This window comes from Burkholderia sp. Bp9090 (assembly GCF_003857985.1).
Taxonomy (GTDB): domain Bacteria; phylum Pseudomonadota; class Gammaproteobacteria; order Burkholderiales; family Burkholderiaceae; genus Burkholderia.
The window spans coordinates 42463-60729 of record NZ_QTPV01000001.1 but is presented as its reverse complement, the minus strand read 5'-3'; the positions used below and the strand labels follow the sequence as shown (position 1 = coordinate 60729).

Genomic DNA, 18267 nt, shown 5'->3' with positions numbered 1-18267 from the left:
CATGACGACGCTGAAGCAAACCCCTTCGCAGACGGTCGGCCCGTACTTCGCGTACGGCCTGTGCCCGCAGCAATACGACTACGACCTGAAGAGCCTGTTCACGCCGGCGATCGCCACGCCCGACGCCGAAGGCGAGCACGTGCTGCTGGTCGGACAGGTGTTCGACGGCGACGGCAACGTCGTCAGCGACGCGGTGCTCGAATTCACGCAGGTGGACGGCGCGGGCCGCTATCCCGCGTCGCGCGACGACATCGCGAAGTCCGGCTTCACGGGCTTCGCACGCGTCGGCACGGGCACCGATGCGCAGCACCGCTTCGTTGTCCAGACGGTCAAGCCGGGCCGCGCCGCCGCCGACGAAGCGCCGCACATCAACGTGACCGTGATGATGCGCGGGATCCTGACCCACGCGTTCACCCGCGTGTATTTCGACGACGAAGCCGCGGCGAACGCGGCCGATCCGGTGCTGAACCTCGTGCCGGCCGAACGCCGCGCAACGCTCGTCGCAAAGCGCGACGCGCAACCGGGCCGGCCCGTCGTGTACCGCTTCGACATTCGCATGCAGGGGCCGGACGAGACCGTGTTCTTCGACGTGTGACCCGCGAGCCGGCGCACGCCGGCTGCCCGCACCGAACCGCCGTGTGGCGCGATACCGACAGGCATCGCGTCGTGCGGCGGTTTTCGCTTTCGGGCCCCCACATTCGATGCCGTGCCGCAGCACGCCCGATCGGGACGGCCGACGCCCTTGGTTGACTGCTCCCGCCTCCGGCATCAAACGCGCGATTGAAACGCATGCTGCGACAGCACATGAATCGTCGGGCCCGCACGATATCGTTTGCGCGTTACACGGCGTATGCTTTGCTATCCGCCCGACACCGACGGGATTGAATCGGAACAGGCAACAATTTCACCCGCAATGCGCGAACACTGCCCCGCTGCCTGAGCGCGCATTTTTCTGACCGAGTGCCTTCAAGCGCGTCTGACCGAAACCTGGCAGACGCGTTTTTTTCGTCCGCGACCGGAGCACGCCGCCGCACTCGCCACCGCCTCTGCTCCGGCTAGCGGCGAACCTCCAGATACCGGCTCGGCGTTTCGCCGAGGATGCGGCGAAACGCCGACGTAAAGGCGCTCGCGCTCGCATAGCCCAGATCGAACGCGACCCGCGTCACCGGCTGACCGTCGCTCAGGCGGGTAATCGCCGCCAGCATGCAGACCTGCTGACGCCAGGCGGCGAAACTCACGCCGGTCTGCGCGCGGAACAGCCGCGTAAACGTGCGCCGGCTCACGCCCGCGTCGGTCGCCACCTGGTCGAGATCGGCCGCGATCGACGGCGACGCGAACAGATGCCGGCAGATCTTCGCGAGGCGCGCGTCGGCCGGCAGCGGCGCGTGCAGCGACAGCCGCGGCATCGTCGCGATTTCCGCGACCAGCAGCGCCATCAGCTTGCCCGCCCGGCCGTCGACGTCGTACATCGCCGGCAGGTCGATCGCATCGTCGATCAGTTGCCGCAGGAGCGGCGACACGCCGTACACGCCGCACTGGTCCGGCAGCCCCGCGGCCTCGGCCGTGTCGTCCGACACGAACGTGTTGAGCATCGTGACCGGCCCGGTCATCGTCATTTCGTGCCGCACGCCGGCCGGCACCCAGCACGCGCGCTGCGGCGGCACCAGCCAGCGGCCGTGCGGCGTCGACACGCTGATCGTGCCGCGCGACGCGAACGCGAACTGCCCGCGCCGGTGCGCGTGCTCCGGAAACGTCGTGCCCGCCGCGTAGTCGTTGGCGGTCACCACGACGCTACGGGGAATGTCTTCGTAGGGATCCAGCAGCGTATTTCTCAAGGCCCGAATTCCATCATGAATGACCCGATATCGAAGGCGGGTCACCTTCGATCGGTCTACGATCCGCTCCACGCTTGCGCGACCGGATGGCCGCAAGACCCGACGGCCGAATCGGCCGGATAGCGACTTCTTCGGAGCGGAGATGCCCAATACGTTTCATCGCGTGGGGGACGGCCCCCACCCTGTTCTCGTGCTGCACGGCTGGTTCGGCGACGCGCGTGCGTTCGAGCCCGTCGAGACGTGGCTGTCGCACGAACGCTTCACCTATGTGTTCATGGACTACCGCGGCTACGGCGGCATGCGCGGCGCGCACGGCGCGCACTCGATCGCCGAAATCGCCGCCGACACGCTCGCCCTCGCCGACGCGCTCGGCTGGCGCACGTTCAGCCTCGTCGGCCACTCGATGGGCGGCATGGCGATCGAGAAGGTCGCCGCCATGGCGCCCGACCGGGTACGCGCGCTGGTGCCGATCGCGCCGGTGCCGTGCGGCGGCCTGCCGTTCGACGCCGCGCGACGCGCGCTATTCGAACGCGCCGCCGACCAGCTCGCCGATCGCCGCACCATCATCGATCGCAGCACCGGCGGCCGGTTGCCCGCCGCCTGGGTCGAGTGGAAAGCCGCGTATTCGGCATCCTGTTCGTCGCCGCACGCGTTCGGCGCGTACTTCCGCGCGTGGGCCGACACGGATTTCACCGACGAGATCACGGGCCGCCATCCGGTGAAGGTGCTGATCGGCGAACACGACCCGGCGTTCGACGCGGCGCTGATGGCGCGCACCTATCTGCGGCGCTATCCGCACGCGACCGTCGACGTGCTGCGCAATGCCGGTCATTACCCGATGAACGAAACCCCGCTCGCGCTGGTCGCCGCGATGGAAGCGTTCCTGCTCGACACGGCGGCAGACCGCGCGCCCGGTGCGTGACGCGCCGCGCATCGGCGGCCTCCGGTCGGCACGCATCACCGCAGCATGAACGACATGGCCGACAGGCTGTTCAGCGTGCGCACCACGTGCTCGACCGACGGCCCGTCGAAGCGCAGCGTCACCGCATCGACCCGCTCGAGCGACGGCAGCACGCAGAACAGATCGGCGAGCGCAGCCGTCTGCACGCGCAGCGTGCAAGCGGCCGGCGCGGGCCGGTGCGCGGTCGCGCGCCAGCCGGACGACAGCGCATGCGCGACCGTTTCGCGTGCGGCGGTCGCGATGCGCGCGCAGGACGCGGCCGGCGTGAGCGTGTCGCCGCTCGATGCGCCGCCGGCCGTCTTGACCGTCTCGAAACGCGCGTCCGGAAACAGCGGCCGGGTTTCCTCGGCGAATACGTCGTCGCCCGACGCCAGCGCGACGTGCGCGCCGTATTCGCGCGCCAGCGCGCCGTACAGCCCGGCTTCGCCGAGTTCGACGCCGTTCAGCCACACCTGCGTGAACGCGAAGCTGTTGATGGTGTGCGCAAGCACGCCGCGCGTCTGCGACTTCGCATGAAAGCCGATCATGAACACGAGGTCGGGCTGCTGCTCGAGGCCTGCCATCATCCCCAGCGTGCGCGGCTTGCCGAGCACGACGCGGGCGCGGGCATCGAGCCCGTCGGGCAGCAGATTGCGGAAGCTGCCGTGCGAATCGTTGACCCAGACGGCCTGCGCGCCGCCGGCGAACGCGCCTTCGATCGCCGCGTTCGCCTCGGCGGTCATCCAGCGGCGCGCACGTTCGTATTCCGGATTGCCGGCACGCGTCTGCTCGAGGGCGAACACGCCGGCGACACCCTCGATGTCGGTCGAGATCAGAATCTTCATGAATGGCTCGGACGTCCTTCGTTGCCTGCGTTGAATAACCGCTCGAGCTCGGGCACCGCATCGCGCAGCGATTGCCGTACGTGGCCGTCGCGGCCGGTCACGGTCAGGGCCTGCAGCAGCGCGTCGGCGATCGCGTGCTCGACGCTTTCGGCCGCGGCCATGAACAGCGGATCGAGCGCCGCATCGGCCACGAGGGCCGGCAGCGCGACGGTCGACGCATCGTGCGCGATCGTGTACGCGGTGGAAAAGGCGAGCGCGATGTCGCCGCTGCCATGCCCGTAGACCGAGCCGGTGCGGGCGAGCCCCGCGCCCGCGCGGCGCGCGAGCCGCGACAGTTGCCGCGCGTCGAGCGGCGCATCGGTCGCGAGCAGCAGGATGATCGAGCCTTGCTCGGGCGGCGCCGCGTGCGTCGGCTGAGCGTCCGCTGCGGCACGCCGCTGCGCGACGATCCGTCCGACCGGCACGCCACCGAGCATCAGCATCGGCAGCCGGCCGAAATTCGCGAGCACCAGCGCGCCGACCGTATACGGCCTGCCGGCCGCGACGGCCACGCGCGACGCGGAGCCGATCCCGCCCTTCAGGTCGAAACACGACATCCCGCGCCCGGCGCCTGCCGCGCCACGTGCGAAATCTCGCGCCGCGGTATGGCAGGCTTCGTCGTAATGCGCGGCCGTCACAGCGAACGCCTGGATGTCGTTCAGATAGCCGTCGTTGCACTCGAACACGAGCGGGTTGACGGTCGGCCAGTCGCGGCCGATTTGCGGGTTCTCCGCGACCGCCGCGCGAATCTGCGCCTGCGCCACCGCGCCGACGCCGAACGTGTTGGTCAGCGCGATCGGCGTATCGAGCGTGCCCAGTTCGTCGACCTGCACGAGCCCGACGCTCTTGCCGAAGCCGTTGATCACGGCCGCGCCGGCCGGCACCTTGCTGCGGTACAGGTCGCCCGGGTGCGGCTTCACGACGGTGACGCCCGTCTGCACGTCGCCCGCATCGAGCGTCGCATGGCCGACCGTCACGCCCGGCACGTCGGCGATCGTGCCGCGCGGCCCGGCCGGCAGCGTCGCGGCCCACATGGGCACGGCTTTCATCAGCGCCGCTCCAGCTTCGGGTCGAGCGCGTCGCGCAGCCCGTCGCCGAGCAGGTTGAACGCGAGCACGGTCAGGAAGATCGCGAGGCTCGGGAAGATCGCGACGTGCGGCGCGGTCACCATGTCCGCGCGCGCCTCGTTGAGCATCGCGCCCCACTCCGGCGTCGGCGGCTGCGCGCCGAGCCCGAGGAACGACAGGCTCGCGGCCGTGATGATCGACGTGCCGATCCGCATCGTGAAGTAGACGACGACCGACGACACGGTGCCCGGCAGGATGTGCCGCATGATGATCGTCCAGTCGGACGCGCCGATGCTGCGCGCGGCTTCCACGTAGGTCATGTGCTTGAGCATCAGCGTGTTGCCGCGCACGAGCCGCGCGAACGCCGGAATGCTGAAGATCGCGACCGCGCAGATCACGTTGACCATCCCGTTGCCGAGGATCGCGACCACGCCGATCGCGAGCAGGATCCCCGGGAACGCGAACAGCACGTCGGCCACGCGCATCGTGATGCGGTCCCACCAGCCTTCGTAGTAGCCGGCGAGCAGCCCGAAGAACGTGCCGATGAGCGCGCCGAGCGCGACCGAGAAGAAGCCGGCCGCGAGCGAGATGCGCGTGCCGGTGACGATCCGGCTGAAGATGTCGCGGCCAAGCGAGTCGACGCCGAACCAGTGCACGGCCGACGGCCCCGCATTCAGCGCGTCGTAGTCGAAGTAGTTCTCCGGATCGAACGGCACGATGTGCGGGCCGACGAAGGCCAGCACGACGAGCGCGAGCACGAAGCCGCCGGCGACCAGCGCGACGGTCTGCTTGCGGAACTTGCGCCAGAATTCACGCCACGGCGTGCGGATCGTGTTCGATGCGGCCGGCGCCGCGGGCTGGACAGTCGCGTTCATGCTGGCCTCACGCTCACTTGAACCGGATGGTCGGGTTGATGACCGCGTACAGCACGTCGACGGTCAGGTTGATCAGGATGAATTCGAGCGAGAACAGCAGCACGATCGCCTGGATCACCGGGTAGTCGCGCATCGTGACCGCATCGACCAGCAGGCGCCCGAGCCCCGGCCAGTTGAACACGGCCTCGACGACGATCGAGCCGCCGAGCAGGAAGCCGAACTGCAGCCCCATCATCGTGACGACCGGGATCATCGCGTTGCGCAGGCAATGCTTGAGCACCACCAGCGGCTCGTGCACGCCCTTCGCGCGCGCGGTGCGCACGTAGTCCTCGTTGAGCACCTCGACGAACGACGCGCGCGTGAAGCGCGCCATCACGGCCGCGACCGCGGCGCCGAGCGTCAGCGACGGCAGCACGTAGCTCTTCCACGTGCCGTCCGGCACGACCGGCAGCCAGCCGAGCTTCACCGAGAAGATCTCCATCAGCAGCATGCCGAGCGCGAACGCCGGAAACGAGATGCCCGACACCGCGATCGTCATCCCGAGGCGGTCGGGCCAGCGGTTGCGCCATACCGCCGACGCGATCCCGATCGCCATCCCGAACGCCGTCGCCCACACCATGCTGACGAGCGTGAGCAGCAGCGTCGGCATGAAGCGCTCGCCGATCTCGGTCGACACCGGCCGCTTGCTGCGCGTCGACGTGCCGAAATCGCCGTGCGCGATCTTCACGAAGAAGTTCGCGAACTGCGCGGGCAGCGGCCGGTCGAGCCCGAGATCGGTGCGCACCAGCGCGACCGTCGCGTCGTCGGCTTCCGGGCCGGCCGCGAGCCGCGCCGGATCGCCCGGCAGCAGGTGCACGAACAGGAACACCAGCACCGCGACGATCGCGAGCGTGGGCAGCAGGCCGAACAGGCGTTTGACGAGAAAATTCAGCATGGGGCACCGATCGAATCAGCGCGCCGGCAGCTTGCGCCGCCGGCGCCGGACAGCGGGCGAGCTGCCGTCATTTCACCGAGATTTCGTCGAAGTTGAACGAACCGTCCGGCATCACGTACATGCCGTGCAGGCGCTTGCTGCGCGCGTAGACGATCTTCTCCTGCACCAGGAAGATCCACGGCGCGTCGGCCCACACCAGCTTCTGCGCGTCGGCGTACAGGGCGGCCTTCTTCGCGTTGTCGGTCGTCTCGAGCGCCTTCGCGAGATCGTCGTCGACGGCTCCGTTCTTGTAGTACGCGGTGTTGTAGAGCTTCGGCGGCGCCGACGTGGACGCGAGCAGCGGCGACAGCGCCCAGTTCGCCTCGCCCGTCGAGGCCGACCAGCCGCTGTAGTACATCCGCACCGGCGCCGCCGCCGGATCCTGCGCGCTCTCGACCTTCGCGACCCGCTCGCCGGCCTCGAGCGCCTGCACCTGCACCTTCACACCGACCTGCGCGAGCTGCTGCTGGACGAACTGGATCAGCTTCTGCGCCGTCGAATGGTTGTACGCGGACCAGAGCGTCGACTCGAAGCCGTTCGGATAACCGGCCTCCTTCAGCAGCGCGCGCGCCTTCGCCGGATCGTACGGCCAGGGCCCGAGCTTGGTCGCGTATTCGACGCCGACCGGGGCGACGCCCGTCTGCGGGGTCGCGTAGCCGGCGAACACGACCTTCGCGAGCGCCTCCTTATTGACCGCGTAGTTCAGCGCTTCACGCACCTTCGGATTGTCGAACGGCTTCTTCTGCGTGTTCAGCGAGATGTAGCGCTGGATGATCGACGGCCGCTCGATCAGCTCGACCTTCGGATTGCTCTTCAGGTCGGCCGCCTGCTCGAACGGAATCGTGAACGCGAAATCCGCCTCGCCGGTCTTGAGCAGCGCGGCGCGCGTGTTGTTGTCGACCACCGGCTTCCAGTCGATCGAATCGACCTTCGGATAGCCCTTCTTCCAGTAACCGGCAAACTTCTTCACCTTCATGTCGTCGGTCTGCTTCCATTCGACGAACTCGAACGGGCCCGTGCCAACCGGATGCAGCGACACGTCGCGCCCCCACTTCTTCAGCGCGGCCGGCGAGATCATCACCGCCGACGGGTGCGCGAGCGTGTTGATGAACGCGGAGAACGGCTCGCGCAGCGTGAAGCGCACCGTCATCGGATCGACCACCTCGGTCTTCTCGATCACGCGGAACAGCCCGTAGCGCTTCAGCTTGTTCGCCGGATCGGTCACGCGGTCGAAGTTCGCCTTCACCGCGTCGGCGTTGAAGTCGGTGCCGTCGTGAAACTTCACGCCCGGGCGCAGCTTGACCGTGTAGACCTTCGCATCGGGCGACGCCTGGTAGCTCGTCGCGAGCACGTTCACGAGCTTCATGTCCTTGTCGAAGCCAAACAGCCCTTCGTAGAACGACTTCACGACGGCCTGCGACACCGTGTCGTTCGCGTCGTACGGGTCCATCGTCGTGAACGTCGAGTACACGGCGACCACGACGTTCTGCTGCGCGAACGCGGGCGCGGCGAACAGCGCGAGCGCGCCTGCCCCCGCGGCGAACAGCGCGCGCGGGCGGAACATCGGGAACGAATGCGGCTTGTTCATTTTGTCTGGCTCCTGTGGATGATTCGGTAACGCGTGGTGGAAATCGCGGCGCGACTGCATCCGCTCCGGGAAGTGACGCCGTTGCCTGGCGCGTGCGCAGCTACGGTCCATATGCGCCTCGCCGCGCAATCAATACGCGCCGCCGACGCGATGCGTCGCGACGTAGTGATCGGGGCCGACCGCGACGAGCGGTGCGACGATCGGCTCGTCGCCGACCGCGCGGATCGGGCTCGGAATCTCGTCCGCCGCGAGCTGGCGCGGCGCATGCCGGCGTGCCGGGTCGGCCACCGGCACCGCGCTCATCAGCTTCCTCGTGTACGGATGCTGCGGCGCCTCGAACACCGCACGGCGCGGGCCGATCTCGACGATCTGGCCGAGATACATCACCGCGACCCGGTGGCTGACGCGCTCGACGACGGCCATGTCGTGCGAGATGAACAGATACGCGACGCCGAGCTCGCGCTGCAGGTCGAGCATCAGGTTCACGATCTGCGCCTGCACCGACACGTCGAGCGCGGACACCGATTCGTCGGCGATCACGACCTTCGGATTCAGCGCGAGCGCGCGCGCGATGGCGATCCGCTGGCGCTGGCCGCCCGAGAATTCGTGCGGATAGCGGCGCGCGGCCTCCGGCGGCAGGCCGACCTTGTCGAGCAGCCAGTCGACGCGCGCCTGCGCTTCGCGGCCGCTCGCGACACCGTGCACGAGCAGCGGCTCCATGATCGAGAAACCGACCGTCAGGCGCGGGTTCAGCGACGCGAACGGATCCTGGAAGATGAACTGGATGTTCCGGCGCAGCGCCTGCAGGTCCTGGCCCTTCAGCGCGCTGATGTCGCGGCCGTCGAATTCGATCGAGCCGCTCTGCGATTCGACGAGGCGCAGCAGCGAGCGGCCGGTGGTCGACTTGCCGCAGCCCGATTCGCCGACGAGCGCCAGCGTCTCGCCCGCGCGCAGCTCGAAGCTCACGCGCTCGACCGCATGCACGTACTGCGACACGCGGCCGAACACGCCACTCTTCACCGGAAACCGCGTGACGAGATCGCGCACGCGCAGGATCGGCGGCGCGGCCGGATCGACGCGCGGCTGCCCGGCGGCGGGGACCGCGGCGGCATCGTTCGCATCGTTCGCATCGGCCGCATCACTCGCGTCGTTCGCGGCAGGCGCCGGCGCGGCCGCGCTCGCGCCGTCCACCTTCAGCAGCGGAAATTTCTCGGGGATATCGGTGCCGTGCATCGAGCCGAGCCGCGGCACGGCCGCGAGCAGCGCACGCGTGTAGCGATGCGCGGGCGTCGCGAAAATGCGCTCGGACTCGCCCTCCTCGACCTTCTCGCCGCGATACATCACCAGCACACGATCGGCCACTTCGGCCACCACGCCCATGTCGTGCGTGATGAAGATCACGCCCATGTTCATTTCGTCCTGCAGGCCGCGGATCAGTTGCAGGATCTGCGCCTGGATCGTCACGTCGAGCGCGGTCGTCGGTTCGTCGGCGATCAGGAGCGCGGGCCGGCACGACAGCGCCATCGCGATCATCACGCGCTGCCGCATCCCGCCGGACAACTGGTGCGGATAGCGCGCGAACACGCGGCGCGCCTCCGGAATGCGCACGAGATCGAGCAGCCGCAACGCTTCCGCGCGCGCTTCGGTCGCGCTCTTCGACTGGTGCAGCGCGATCGCCTCGCTGATCTGGTCGCCGACCGTAAACACCGGGTTCAGCGACGTCATCGGCTCCTGGAAGATCATCGCGATGTCCGCGCCGCGAATCCCGCGCATCGTCGCCGCACTCGCCTGCGCGAGGTCGACGAGCGCGCCGCCGCGGCGCCGCAACGCGATCCGGCCACTCGTGATCTCGCCGCCGCCGTGCTCGACGAGCCGCATCAGCGCGAGCGACGTGACCGACTTGCCGGAGCCCGATTCGCCGACGATCGCGAGCGTCTCGCCGCGATCGACGTGAAACGACACGTTGCGTACCGCGTCGAACGTCGCGTTCTCTCGTCGGAACATCACCGACAGGTCGTCGACGGCGACCACACGCTGTTCCGGCAGCACCAGCGCGGACGGGGTTCGGCTCGAAGTCATGCGAAGGTCTCCTCGTACGATCCGGAATCAGGCCGCATCGTCGCGATAGATGCCGACCACGGGCGTCTCGCCGACGCGTGCGTAGCCGCGATACATCCCTTCCGTGTTGAACGGCATCGCGACGTTGCCGTGCGCGTCGACCGCGACGATCCCGCCGCGCCCGGCCAGGCGCGGCAGCTTGTTCATCACGACGTCGTGCGCGGCGTCGGCAAGCGACGCGCCGCGATAGGCCATCTGCGCGGCCACGTCGTGCGCGGTCGCGAGCCGGATGAACATCTCGCCGGTGCCCGTCGCGGAGACCGCGCAGGTCGCGTCGTCCGCGTAGCAGCCGGCACCGATGATCGGCGAATCGCCGACGCGTCCGGGCTGCTTGTTGGTGATGCCGCCGGTCGACGTCGCCGCCGCGATATGGCCGCGCAGGTCGCACGCGACCGCGCCGACCGTGCCGTGCTTGCGGTCGGGATCGAGCGGCTCGGCCGGCTGCCCGGCGCCGAACGCGAAGGTCGCCGCGTCGTGGTCGAGCATCATGCCGGCCGCCTCGCGCGCCTTGAGCCACTGCGCACGACGCGCTTCCGTGTCGAAGTAGCCGGGCTCGGCGAGTTCGAGGCCCTGTGCGGCCGCGAACGCATCGGCGCCCGCGCCCGCGAACAGCACGTGCTCGCTTGCCTCCATCACGCGCCGCGCGGCGAGGACCGGATTGCGCACGCGGGTCGCGCAGCAGATCGCGCCGGCCGCGAGCGTCGTGCCGTCCATCACCGCCGCGTCGAGCTCGTGCTTGCCTTCGGCCGTATAGACGGCGCCGCGCCCGGCGTTGAACAACGGACAGTCCTCGAGCATCCGCACCGCGACGGTGACGGCGTCGAGCGCGCTGCCGCCGTCGGCGAGCACCTTCTGCGCGGCCTGCAGGATCGCGGTGAGTTCGGCGCGGTAACGGCGTTCGGTGTCGGTGTCCATCGCCTCGCGCAGGATCGTGCCTGCACCGCCATGAATCGCGACGATCGCGGATGAAGTCATGATTTTTTCGGACCGGAAGAAGAAGGGTTGGCGGCCGGCAGCGCCGCTTGCGGCTGGACCAGCCACGGCAACAGGAATTCGGTCATTTCGGCGGCGGACTTCGCGGAGCGGTGCGTGCGCAGCGCGACCGCGTCGATCAGCGCCTCGATCATCGTCAGCACGGCCGCTTCCGACGTGGCCGCGAAACGCCGCTCGGCCTTCACGTACAGGTTCAGCGACGCAATCGGTGCCAGCGGCGAACCGGGCCCGTCGGAAATGCCGAGCACGCGCGCGCCGCGCGCCGCCGCGCGGCGGGCCAGCTCGATCGTGTCCTTCACGTAGCGGGGAAACGCGAGCGCGATCACGAGATCGCGCGAGTCGGCCGTGTACAGGCGCCGCGCCGCATGCGACGGGCCGCCGAGCAGCGCGAGCGACTGCACGTTGTCGTGACACACCGACAGGCCGTGTTCCATCAGCCCGGTCAGAAACGCGCTCGAACCGGCGCCGAGGATCAGCACGCGCCGCGCGCCGACGATCGCCTCGACGGCCGCTTCGACGTCGGCCGCATCCAGCTGCGCGCGCGTGTTCTCGATGTTCGTGACGGCCTGGTCGAACACCGCGTCGATCCACGCGGCGCCGCGCACGCCCTGCTCCTGCTCTTGCTCCTGCGCGGAACGCAGCCGTTCGACCGGGCCGAGCGTCGCCTCGAAGCCGCGCACGAGCGCCGCGCGCATCGCCGGATAACCGTCGAAGCCGAGCGCCTTCGCGAAGCGGTTCGCGGTCGCGATCGATGCGTTCACGGCCTGCGCCAGCTCGTCGATCCGCATCGTCGCCGCGCGGAACGGATTCGCGAGCACGAACTCGCCCATCCGGCGGTGGATCGGCGTCATCCGCGGCATGGCCGAGGCGATGCGCTCCGCGATCGCGGATTCCTCGTGACTGACATCGTGCGGAAGGAGCGGCGTCATGCGAATGGTTTTGCAAGGTGGATGAAAATCAATTTACACAATCTGCCGACAGGAAAAAAATAAATTTTCATCAGGGTTGTCACGCCCATTGCCGGGCCCGGCTGATGCAGTCGGCCCGTCGACGGCCGCTCGGCCCCGGCAAGCGGGCGTTCGGCGCTCGGTCGTCACGCAACGCGCCGGACACCCGATCTGCACGCCTATCGGGAATACCCCAAGCATGTTCGTTCGAATGCAGATTCACGTTGACCTGATTCGAATTCGAACATAGGATGCTCGAAAATGATCAGTCGTCCGATAACATCAGCTTTCGACAACATCGAAATGTTCGATTGAATGTGGTCATTTCGAGAAAAACCGGGCGAATCGGCGCCCACCAAGATCGGACATCGTACAAATAAGACTGAACGAGACGCCCTGGCCGGGCGACTTGCATGGATCAGGAGACAGCAGTGAAAACAGTCAAGGCGTTGCGCTGGTGGATCATCGTGCTGGTATGCCTCGGCACGATCCTCAACTACCTCGCTCGAAACTCCCTCGCGGTGCTCGCACCGGAACTGAAGCAGGTGTTCGCGATCTCGACGCAGCAGTACTCGTATATCGTCGGCGCATTCCAGATCGGCTACACGATCATGCAGCCGGTGTGCGGGTTCATCGTCGACCTGATCGGGCTGCGGCTCGGGTTCGCGCTGTTCGCGATGCTTTGGTCGGTGGTCGGCGTCGCGCACGGCTTCGCGTCGGGCTGGCTGTCGCTCGGCATCCTGCGCGGCTTGCTCGGGCTGTTCGAGGCCGCCGCGATTCCGTCGGGGATGAAGGCCGTCGCCGAATGGTTTCCCGATCGCGAGAAATCCGTCGCGGTCGGCTACTTCAACGCCGGCACGTCGCTCGGCGCCGCGATCGCGCCGCCGCTCGTCGTGTTCCTGTCGATGCGGTTCGGCTGGCAATCCGCGTTCATGGTCACCGGCGCCCTCGGCTTCCTGTGGGCCGCGCTCTGGTACACGCAGTACCGCTCGCCGGCCTATCATCCGCGCCTCACGTCGCAGGAGCGCACGCTGATCCGCGACGGCCAGGCCACGATGCCGGCCGTGTCGAAGCGCCGGATTCGCGACGTCGTCACCGCGCGCCGCTTCTGGGCCATCGCGCTGCCGCGCTTCTTCGCGGAACCCGCATGGCAGACCTTCAGCTTCTGGATTCCGCTGTACCTCGCCACCGAGCGCCACATGGCGCTCACGCAGATCGCCGTCTTCGCGTGGATGCCGTTTCTCGCGGCCGACCTCGGCGGCATCGCGGGCGGCTACCTGTCGCCCTACCTCGCGAACCGGTTCAAACTGCCGCTCGTGTGGTCCCGCGTCGCCGGCGTCGCGCTCGGTTCGGTGCTGATGCTCGGGCCGGCGATGATCGGGCTCGTGTCGTCGCCGTATACGGCCATTGCCCTGTTCTGCGTCGGCGGCTTCGCGCACCAGATGATCTCGGCACTCGTCAACACGCTGTCGGCCGACGTGTTCGATCCCGAGGAAGTCGGCACCGCCAGCGGCTTCGCGGGCATGGCCGCGTGGATCGGCGGGCTCGGCTTCTCGCTGCTGGTCGGCGCGCTCGCCGACAAGATCGGCTACGCCCCGCTGTTCGCGTGCCTCGGCCTGTTCGACATCATCGGCGTCACGCTGCTCGCGGTGCTGATCCGCGGGCAGTCGAAGCAGGAACGCCTGCTCGCGCAACACGCCTGACCTTCGTTTTCATCAGGAATCGCCTTCATGACTTCGCTTCTTCATCCGCCCGTGTTCCGCGTCGCCGCCCGGCAGGCGAACCGTGTGCTGCTCGCGTCCGACGCGGGCGCGACCCTCGAGATCTTCGTGCTCGAGGACGACATCGTGCGCGTGCGCGTGCTGCCCGACGCGACGCCGCGCAACCCGCGCACCTGGACGATCGCACCGGGCCTCGACGACGTGCCGCTCGAGGGCCGCGACCGTCTCGACCTCGGCGGGTTCGCGCTGCCCGACTACGACTTCGGCGAGGACGACGGCGGCGTGCGCATCGAAACCGCGCAGGTCCGTCTCACGGTAAGCCGGCAGGGCGGCCATTGCACGTGGTCGATGCGTGGTGCCGACGGCGCGTGGCGCGTCGTGCTCGCCGACCGCGCGACGCAGGCGTACAACTTCGGCTGGTGGGACGACCGCGCCTATCACTACGTCGCCCGCGAGCGCGGCGACAAGGTGTTCGGCCTCGGCGAACGCGCGGGCGACCTCGACCGTACCGGCGCGCGCTTCGAGATGCGCAACATCGACGCGATGGGCTACAGCGCGAAGCACACGGACCCGCTCTACAAGCACATCCCGTTCTACGTCACCTGGTCGCCCGACGCGTGCCAGGGCTTCGGGCTGTTCTACGACACGCTGTCGGATTGCGCGTTCGACATGGGCCGCGAGCTCGACAACTACCACGGTCTGTACCGCTACTTCGTCGCCGAGCACGGCGATCTCGACTACTACTTCATCGCATCGCCCGACACGCCGCTCACCGCCGCCCGGCGCTTCACGTGGCTCACCGGGCGCCCGGCGCGCACGCCGAAATGGGGGCTCGGCTATTCGGGCTCGACGATGAGCTACACCGACGCGCCGGACGCGCAGCGCCAGATGAACCAGTTCGTCGAGCAGTGTGAATCGCACGACATCCTGTGCGATTCGTTCCACCTGTCGTCGGGCTATACGTCGATCGGCGCGAAGCGCTACGTGTTCAACTGGAACCGCGAGAAGTTTCCCGACGCGAAGGGATTCGTGAAGCACTACCGCGACCACGGCATCCGCCTGTGCGCGAACATCAAGCCGTGCCTGCTGCGCGACCATCCCGCGTTCGACGACGCTGCACGGCGCGGGCTGCTGATCCGCTCGGCGTCCGGCGAGCCGGCGTGGGTGCAGTTCTGGGACGAGGTCGGCGCATATATCGACTTCACGCAACCGGACGCTTGCCGCTGGTGGCGCGAGCAGGTCACGTCGGCGCTGCTCGACTACGGGATCGAGTCGACCTGGAACGACAACAACGAATACGAGATCTGGTCGCCCGACGCGATCGCGCACGGCTTCGGCCAGCCATTTCCCGCGCGCGAGGCGAAAGTGCTGCAGACGATGCTGATGATGCGTGCGTCGCGCGACGCGCAGCGCGCGCATGCGCCGGCGCAGCGGCCGTTCCTCGTGTCACGCTCCGGCGGCGCCGGCATGCAGCGTTATGTGCAGACCTGGTCCGGCGACAACTACACGTCATGGGAAACGCTGCGCTACAACCTGAAGATGGGCCTCGGGCTCGCGCTGTCGGGCGTGTCGAACATCGGTCACGACATCGGCGGCTTCTCCGGTCCCGCACCGTCGCCCGAGCTGCTGCTGCGCTGGGTCCAGTTCGGCATCTTCATGCCGCGCTTCAGCATCCATTCGTGGAATGACGACGGCACCGTCAATGAACCGTGGATGTATCCGGAGATCACCGCGCGGATCGCGTCGCTGATCAAGCAGCGCTACCGGCTGCTGCCTTATCTCTATCACCTGTTGTGGCTGTCGACCACGCGCTACGAGCCCGTGCTGCGGCCGACCTTCGGCGACTTCCCCCGCGACCCGCGCTGCTACGACGAATGCGACGACATGATGCTCGGCGACGCGCTGCTCGTCGCGCCGGTGGTCGACCCGGGCCGCACGGAACGCACGGTCTACCTGCCGTCGGGCGCGCGCTGGCTGTGCTGCGCGAGCGCGCGATCGTTCGACGGCGGCGCGAGCGTGACGCTGCCCGCGCCGCTCGACACGCCGGTGATGCTGTTGCGCGAAGGCCGTGTGCTGCCGCTGAACGTCGCCGAGCAACGCTTCGGCGCGCGCGCGGACACGCGCGGCTTCCTCGTCGCGCCACGCATCGAGGACGGTGTCGCATACGGCGAATGCGTCGAGGACGACGGCGAAACGGAAGCGTGGCGCGACGGCGAATACGGGCTGTGGCGCATCGAGACCGGCCGCCAGGCGTCGGGCGAACTCGGCGTGTCGGTCCGCTGGGACGGCCGCATGCATCGCCCCGCCGAGCGCCTCGAGATCCTGCTGCCGGCGTCGCTGCAAGGCGCGCTTGCGGTGCGCGGCGCGCGCGTCGAGCACGATGCGCGGGACGGCGCGTGGCGTCGCCTCGTCGTGGCGCTCGACGACTGACCGCGCACGCTCGGGCAAGCGCCGAGCCATGTTCGGGCGGACCGCGCACGCGGCCCGCCCCGCCATCCAAGAGGAGGCCGTCCAGCCTCCCGCCCCCTGAAGAGACCTGGAGATCGACAATGAAGGCACCGCATCATCATTATGCAATCCTGATTTTATCCGCCGCGTCGCTCGGCGCTTCCGCCGCCCATGCGCAGAGCAGCGTGACGCTGTACGGCGTGGTCGACGATTCGCTCGCGTACGTGAACAACCAGCAAGGCCACTCGAACGTGTACATGCGCGACGGCAACCTGTATGCGTCGAAGTTCGGCCTGCGCGGCGACGAGGATCTCGGCGGCGGCACGCACGCGATCTTCGACCTGCAATCCGGCTTCAACCTGAACACCGGCGCGCAAGCCGCCGCCGGCACGATCTTCAACCGCCAGGCCTTCGTCGGGCTGCGCAACGACCATTACGGCACGGTGACGGCCGGCCGCCAGTACACGCCGTACTTCCTGCTGGTCGGCCCCTACGCGTCGAGCAGCTGGCTGACCGGTGCGACCGGCGCGCATCCGGGCGACATCGACGGCCTCGACACGACCATCCGCGTGAACAACTCGGTCACCTATACGTCGCCGACCTTGTCCGGGCTGACCGCGAGCGCGATGTATGCGTTCGGCGGCATCGCCGGCGCGACCGGCAAGGGCAATACGTTCAGCGCCGCGCTGCGCTATGCGAACGGGCCGGTCGGGATCGCGGCCGGCTACCTGCGCATCAACAGCTCGGGTTCGTCGGCGGGGTTCCTGAATCCGGCGACCGCGGCGTCGGGCAGCTTCGCCGTGTCCGTGCTGAACCAGGGCTACCTGACCGCGAAGGCCGTCGAGCAGGTCGCGACGGCCGGCAACTACACGCTCGGCAACCTGACGATGGGCCTCAACTACTCGAACGTGAAGTACCTGCCCGGCAGCGGCTCCGCGTTCGCGAACACGGCCGTGTTCAACACCTACGGCGCGCTCGCCGCGTACCGCTTCACGCCGACCTTCTCGGTGGCCGGCGCGTTCGCGTACACGCTCGCGTCGAAGGCGAACGGCGTGTCGAACGCGGCCCGCTACCAGCAGTATTCGCTGAAGGAGTCGTACAGCCTGTCGAAGCGCACGACGCTCTATGCGCTGCAGGCGTACACGCATTCGAGCGGGCGCACGCTCGGCGCGCAAGGTGCCGGCCATATCGTCGACGCGGCGCCGATCGTCGGCGACTCGCAGCAGCTCACGCCGTCGACGACGCACGGCCAGTTCGTCGGCATGGCCGGGATCGCCGTGACGTTCTGAAATCGCGGCAGCGCATCGCCCGCCGGCGCCCCGGACGGTCCGCATCATCCGGGGCGCCGGATTCCGCGCCTCGTCTGCGCTCGGTCTGGGCTCCGTCGCACGCGCCGGCTCAGTGCGAGGGTGTTCGCGATCGGCCCGATACCCTACAATTCGTCAGGTTAATCCCTGCTGCTTGCCCCTTCTTGCAGTCCCGACACCGCGCTACACTCGACGCACGCCGTATCAGGGTCCGGCGTGCGACGCGCGCGCCGGGCGGCGTCGCGCCTCGTTGCGCCCACAACTGGATGCCAGCCATGCCAGGTTCCCGTCCCTCGACCCGCACGGCGTTAAAGCCGCAGGCCGTCGCCCCCAGCACGCCCGCCACCGCGCGCGAGGCCATGCTGATGCCCTTCTTCCACTGGGGCTTCCATGCGTGGGCGATCTACGGGCTGACGGGGCTCGTGCTCGCGCACTTCGGTTTCCGCTACAACCTGCCGCTGACGCTGCGGTCCGGGCTGTATCCGATGCTGCGGGAGCGCGTGAACGGCCGGATCGGCCACGCGGTCGACGCGTTCATCGCATCGTGCGGACGCGTGGCCTCCGACGGAGT

The 18267-nt window shown here is 68.5% G+C and carries 14 protein-coding genes and 1 pseudogene; 6 read left to right on the top strand and 9 right to left on the bottom strand.

Annotated elements, in window-relative coordinates; translation table 11 throughout:
* Window position 1: 1 nt before the first annotated feature.
* Window positions 2-595 carry a protocatechuate 3,4-dioxygenase subunit alpha gene (pcaG, locus tag DIE16_RS00275; protein ID WP_044842915.1) on the top strand — a complete coding sequence of 198 codons (594 nt, stop codon included), beginning with the start codon at window positions 2-4 and terminating at the stop codon, window positions 593-595.
* A gap of 460 nt (window positions 596-1055) precedes the next feature.
* Here pcaG and DIE16_RS00270 read toward each other — a convergent pair whose 3' ends face one another.
* Window positions 1056-1835, bottom strand: coding sequence for a helix-turn-helix domain-containing protein (locus DIE16_RS00270; RefSeq protein WP_044842914.1), 780 nt, complete (start codon window positions 1833-1835; stop codon window positions 1056-1058).
* Window positions 1836-1977: 142 nt separating this feature from the next.
* Between DIE16_RS00270 and DIE16_RS00265 the strand changes: the two genes are divergently transcribed.
* The gene (locus DIE16_RS00265; protein ID WP_124891577.1) at window positions 1978-2757 is read left to right on the top strand and encodes an alpha/beta fold hydrolase; all 780 of its coding nucleotides are present in this window, start codon (window positions 1978-1980) and stop codon (window positions 2755-2757) included.
* Between the two features lie 35 nt (window positions 2758-2792).
* Here the strand turns inward: DIE16_RS00265 and DIE16_RS00260 are convergent, their stop codons facing one another.
* From DIE16_RS00260 to DIE16_RS00225, 8 genes are all read right to left on the bottom strand, one after another.
* Window positions 2793-3620: a M55 family metallopeptidase gene (locus DIE16_RS00260; protein ID WP_124484998.1), complete on the bottom strand. Its 828-nt coding sequence runs from the start codon at window positions 3618-3620 to the stop codon at window positions 2793-2795.
* Window positions 3617-4708 (bottom strand): P1 family peptidase, encoded by a 1092-nt coding sequence (locus DIE16_RS00255; protein ID WP_124891576.1) that lies wholly within the window; start codon window positions 4706-4708, stop codon window positions 3617-3619. Before DIE16_RS00255 ends, DIE16_RS00260 begins: the two co-directional genes overlap by 4 nt.
* Window positions 4708-5601 (bottom strand): glutathione ABC transporter permease GsiD, encoded by an 894-nt coding sequence (gene gsiD / locus DIE16_RS00250; RefSeq protein WP_044842910.1) that lies wholly within the window; start codon window positions 5599-5601, stop codon window positions 4708-4710. The genes DIE16_RS00255 and gsiD overlap by 1 nt, the downstream gene beginning before the upstream one ends.
* 13 nt (window positions 5602-5614) lie before the next feature.
* Window positions 5615-6535, bottom strand: coding sequence for a glutathione ABC transporter permease GsiC (gene gsiC, locus DIE16_RS00245; protein ID WP_124485001.1), 921 nt, complete (start codon window positions 6533-6535; stop codon window positions 5615-5617).
* 67 nt (window positions 6536-6602) lie between these two features.
* Window positions 6603-8162, bottom strand: coding sequence for a glutathione ABC transporter substrate-binding protein GsiB (gene gsiB / locus DIE16_RS00240; RefSeq protein WP_124891575.1), 1560 nt, complete (start codon window positions 8160-8162; stop codon window positions 6603-6605).
* A 129-nt stretch (window positions 8163-8291) separates the two neighbouring features.
* Window positions 8292-10241, bottom strand: coding sequence for a dipeptide ABC transporter ATP-binding protein (locus DIE16_RS00235; protein WP_124891574.1), 1950 nt, complete (start codon window positions 10239-10241; stop codon window positions 8292-8294).
* 27 nt (window positions 10242-10268) lie between these two features.
* Complete coding sequence (locus DIE16_RS00230; protein WP_124485004.1) at window positions 10269-11255, bottom strand: isoaspartyl peptidase/L-asparaginase family protein; 987 nt, start codon at window positions 11253-11255, stop codon at window positions 10269-10271.
* On the bottom strand, window positions 11252-12202 hold the full coding sequence (locus DIE16_RS00225) for a MurR/RpiR family transcriptional regulator (protein WP_124485005.1): 951 nt from the start codon (window positions 12200-12202) through the stop codon (window positions 11252-11254). Before DIE16_RS00225 ends, DIE16_RS00230 begins: the two co-directional genes overlap by 4 nt.
* Before the next feature lie 449 nt (window positions 12203-12651).
* On the opposite strand from DIE16_RS00225, the gene DIE16_RS00220 reads away from it, so the two are divergent.
* The 4 genes and pseudogenes from DIE16_RS00220 to DIE16_RS00205 form a co-directional block, all read left to right on the top strand.
* Complete coding sequence (locus DIE16_RS00220) at window positions 12652-13923, top strand: MFS transporter (RefSeq protein ID WP_124519659.1); 1272 nt, start codon at window positions 12652-12654, stop codon at window positions 13921-13923.
* Window positions 13924-13950: 27 nt separating this feature from the next.
* Complete coding sequence (locus DIE16_RS00215; RefSeq protein ID WP_124665783.1) at window positions 13951-16371, top strand: glycoside hydrolase family 31 protein; 2421 nt, start codon at window positions 13951-13953, stop codon at window positions 16369-16371.
* A 119-nt stretch (window positions 16372-16490) separates the two neighbouring features.
* Entirely contained in the window at window positions 16491-17678 is a 1188-nt protein-coding gene (locus DIE16_RS00210; protein WP_124891573.1) for a porin, read from the top strand.
* A 326-nt stretch (window positions 17679-18004) separates the two neighbouring features.
* A pseudogene (locus tag DIE16_RS00205) lies at window positions 18005-18256 on the top strand (BCCT family transporter); the annotation flags it as partial.
* Window positions 18257-18267 lie beyond the last annotated feature (11 nt).

Coding starts and splice junctions, on each gene's coding strand:
- pcaG (WP_044842915.1), top strand. CDS start 2: ATGACGACGCTGAAGCAAACCCCTTCGCAGACGGTCGGCCCGTACTTC.
- DIE16_RS00265 (WP_124891577.1), top strand. CDS start 1,978: ATGCCCAATACGTTTCATCGCGTGGGGGACGGCCCCCACCCTGTTCTC.
- DIE16_RS00260 (WP_124484998.1), bottom strand. CDS start 3,620: ATGAAGATTCTGATCTCGACCGACATCGAGGGTGTCGCCGGCGTGTTC.
- DIE16_RS00255 (WP_124891576.1), bottom strand. CDS start 4,708: ATGAAAGCCGTGCCCATGTGGGCCGCGACGCTGCCGGCCGGGCCGCGC.
- gsiD (WP_044842910.1), bottom strand. CDS start 5,601: ATGAACGCGACTGTCCAGCCCGCGGCGCCGGCCGCATCGAACACGATC.
- gsiC (WP_124485001.1), bottom strand. CDS start 6,535: ATGCTGAATTTTCTCGTCAAACGCCTGTTCGGCCTGCTGCCCACGCTC.
- gsiB (WP_124891575.1), bottom strand. CDS start 8,162: ATGAACAAGCCGCATTCGTTCCCGATGTTCCGCCCGCGCGCGCTGTTC.
- DIE16_RS00235 (WP_124891574.1), bottom strand. CDS start 10,241: ATGACTTCGAGCCGAACCCCGTCCGCGCTGGTGCTGCCGGAACAGCGT.
- DIE16_RS00230 (WP_124485004.1), bottom strand. CDS start 11,255: ATGACTTCATCCGCGATCGTCGCGATTCATGGCGGTGCAGGCACGATC.
- DIE16_RS00225 (WP_124485005.1), bottom strand. CDS start 12,202: ATGACGCCGCTCCTTCCGCACGATGTCAGTCACGAGGAATCCGCGATC.
- DIE16_RS00215 (WP_124665783.1), top strand. CDS start 13,951: ATGACTTCGCTTCTTCATCCGCCCGTGTTCCGCGTCGCCGCCCGGCAG.
- DIE16_RS00210 (WP_124891573.1), top strand. CDS start 16,491: ATGAAGGCACCGCATCATCATTATGCAATCCTGATTTTATCCGCCGCG.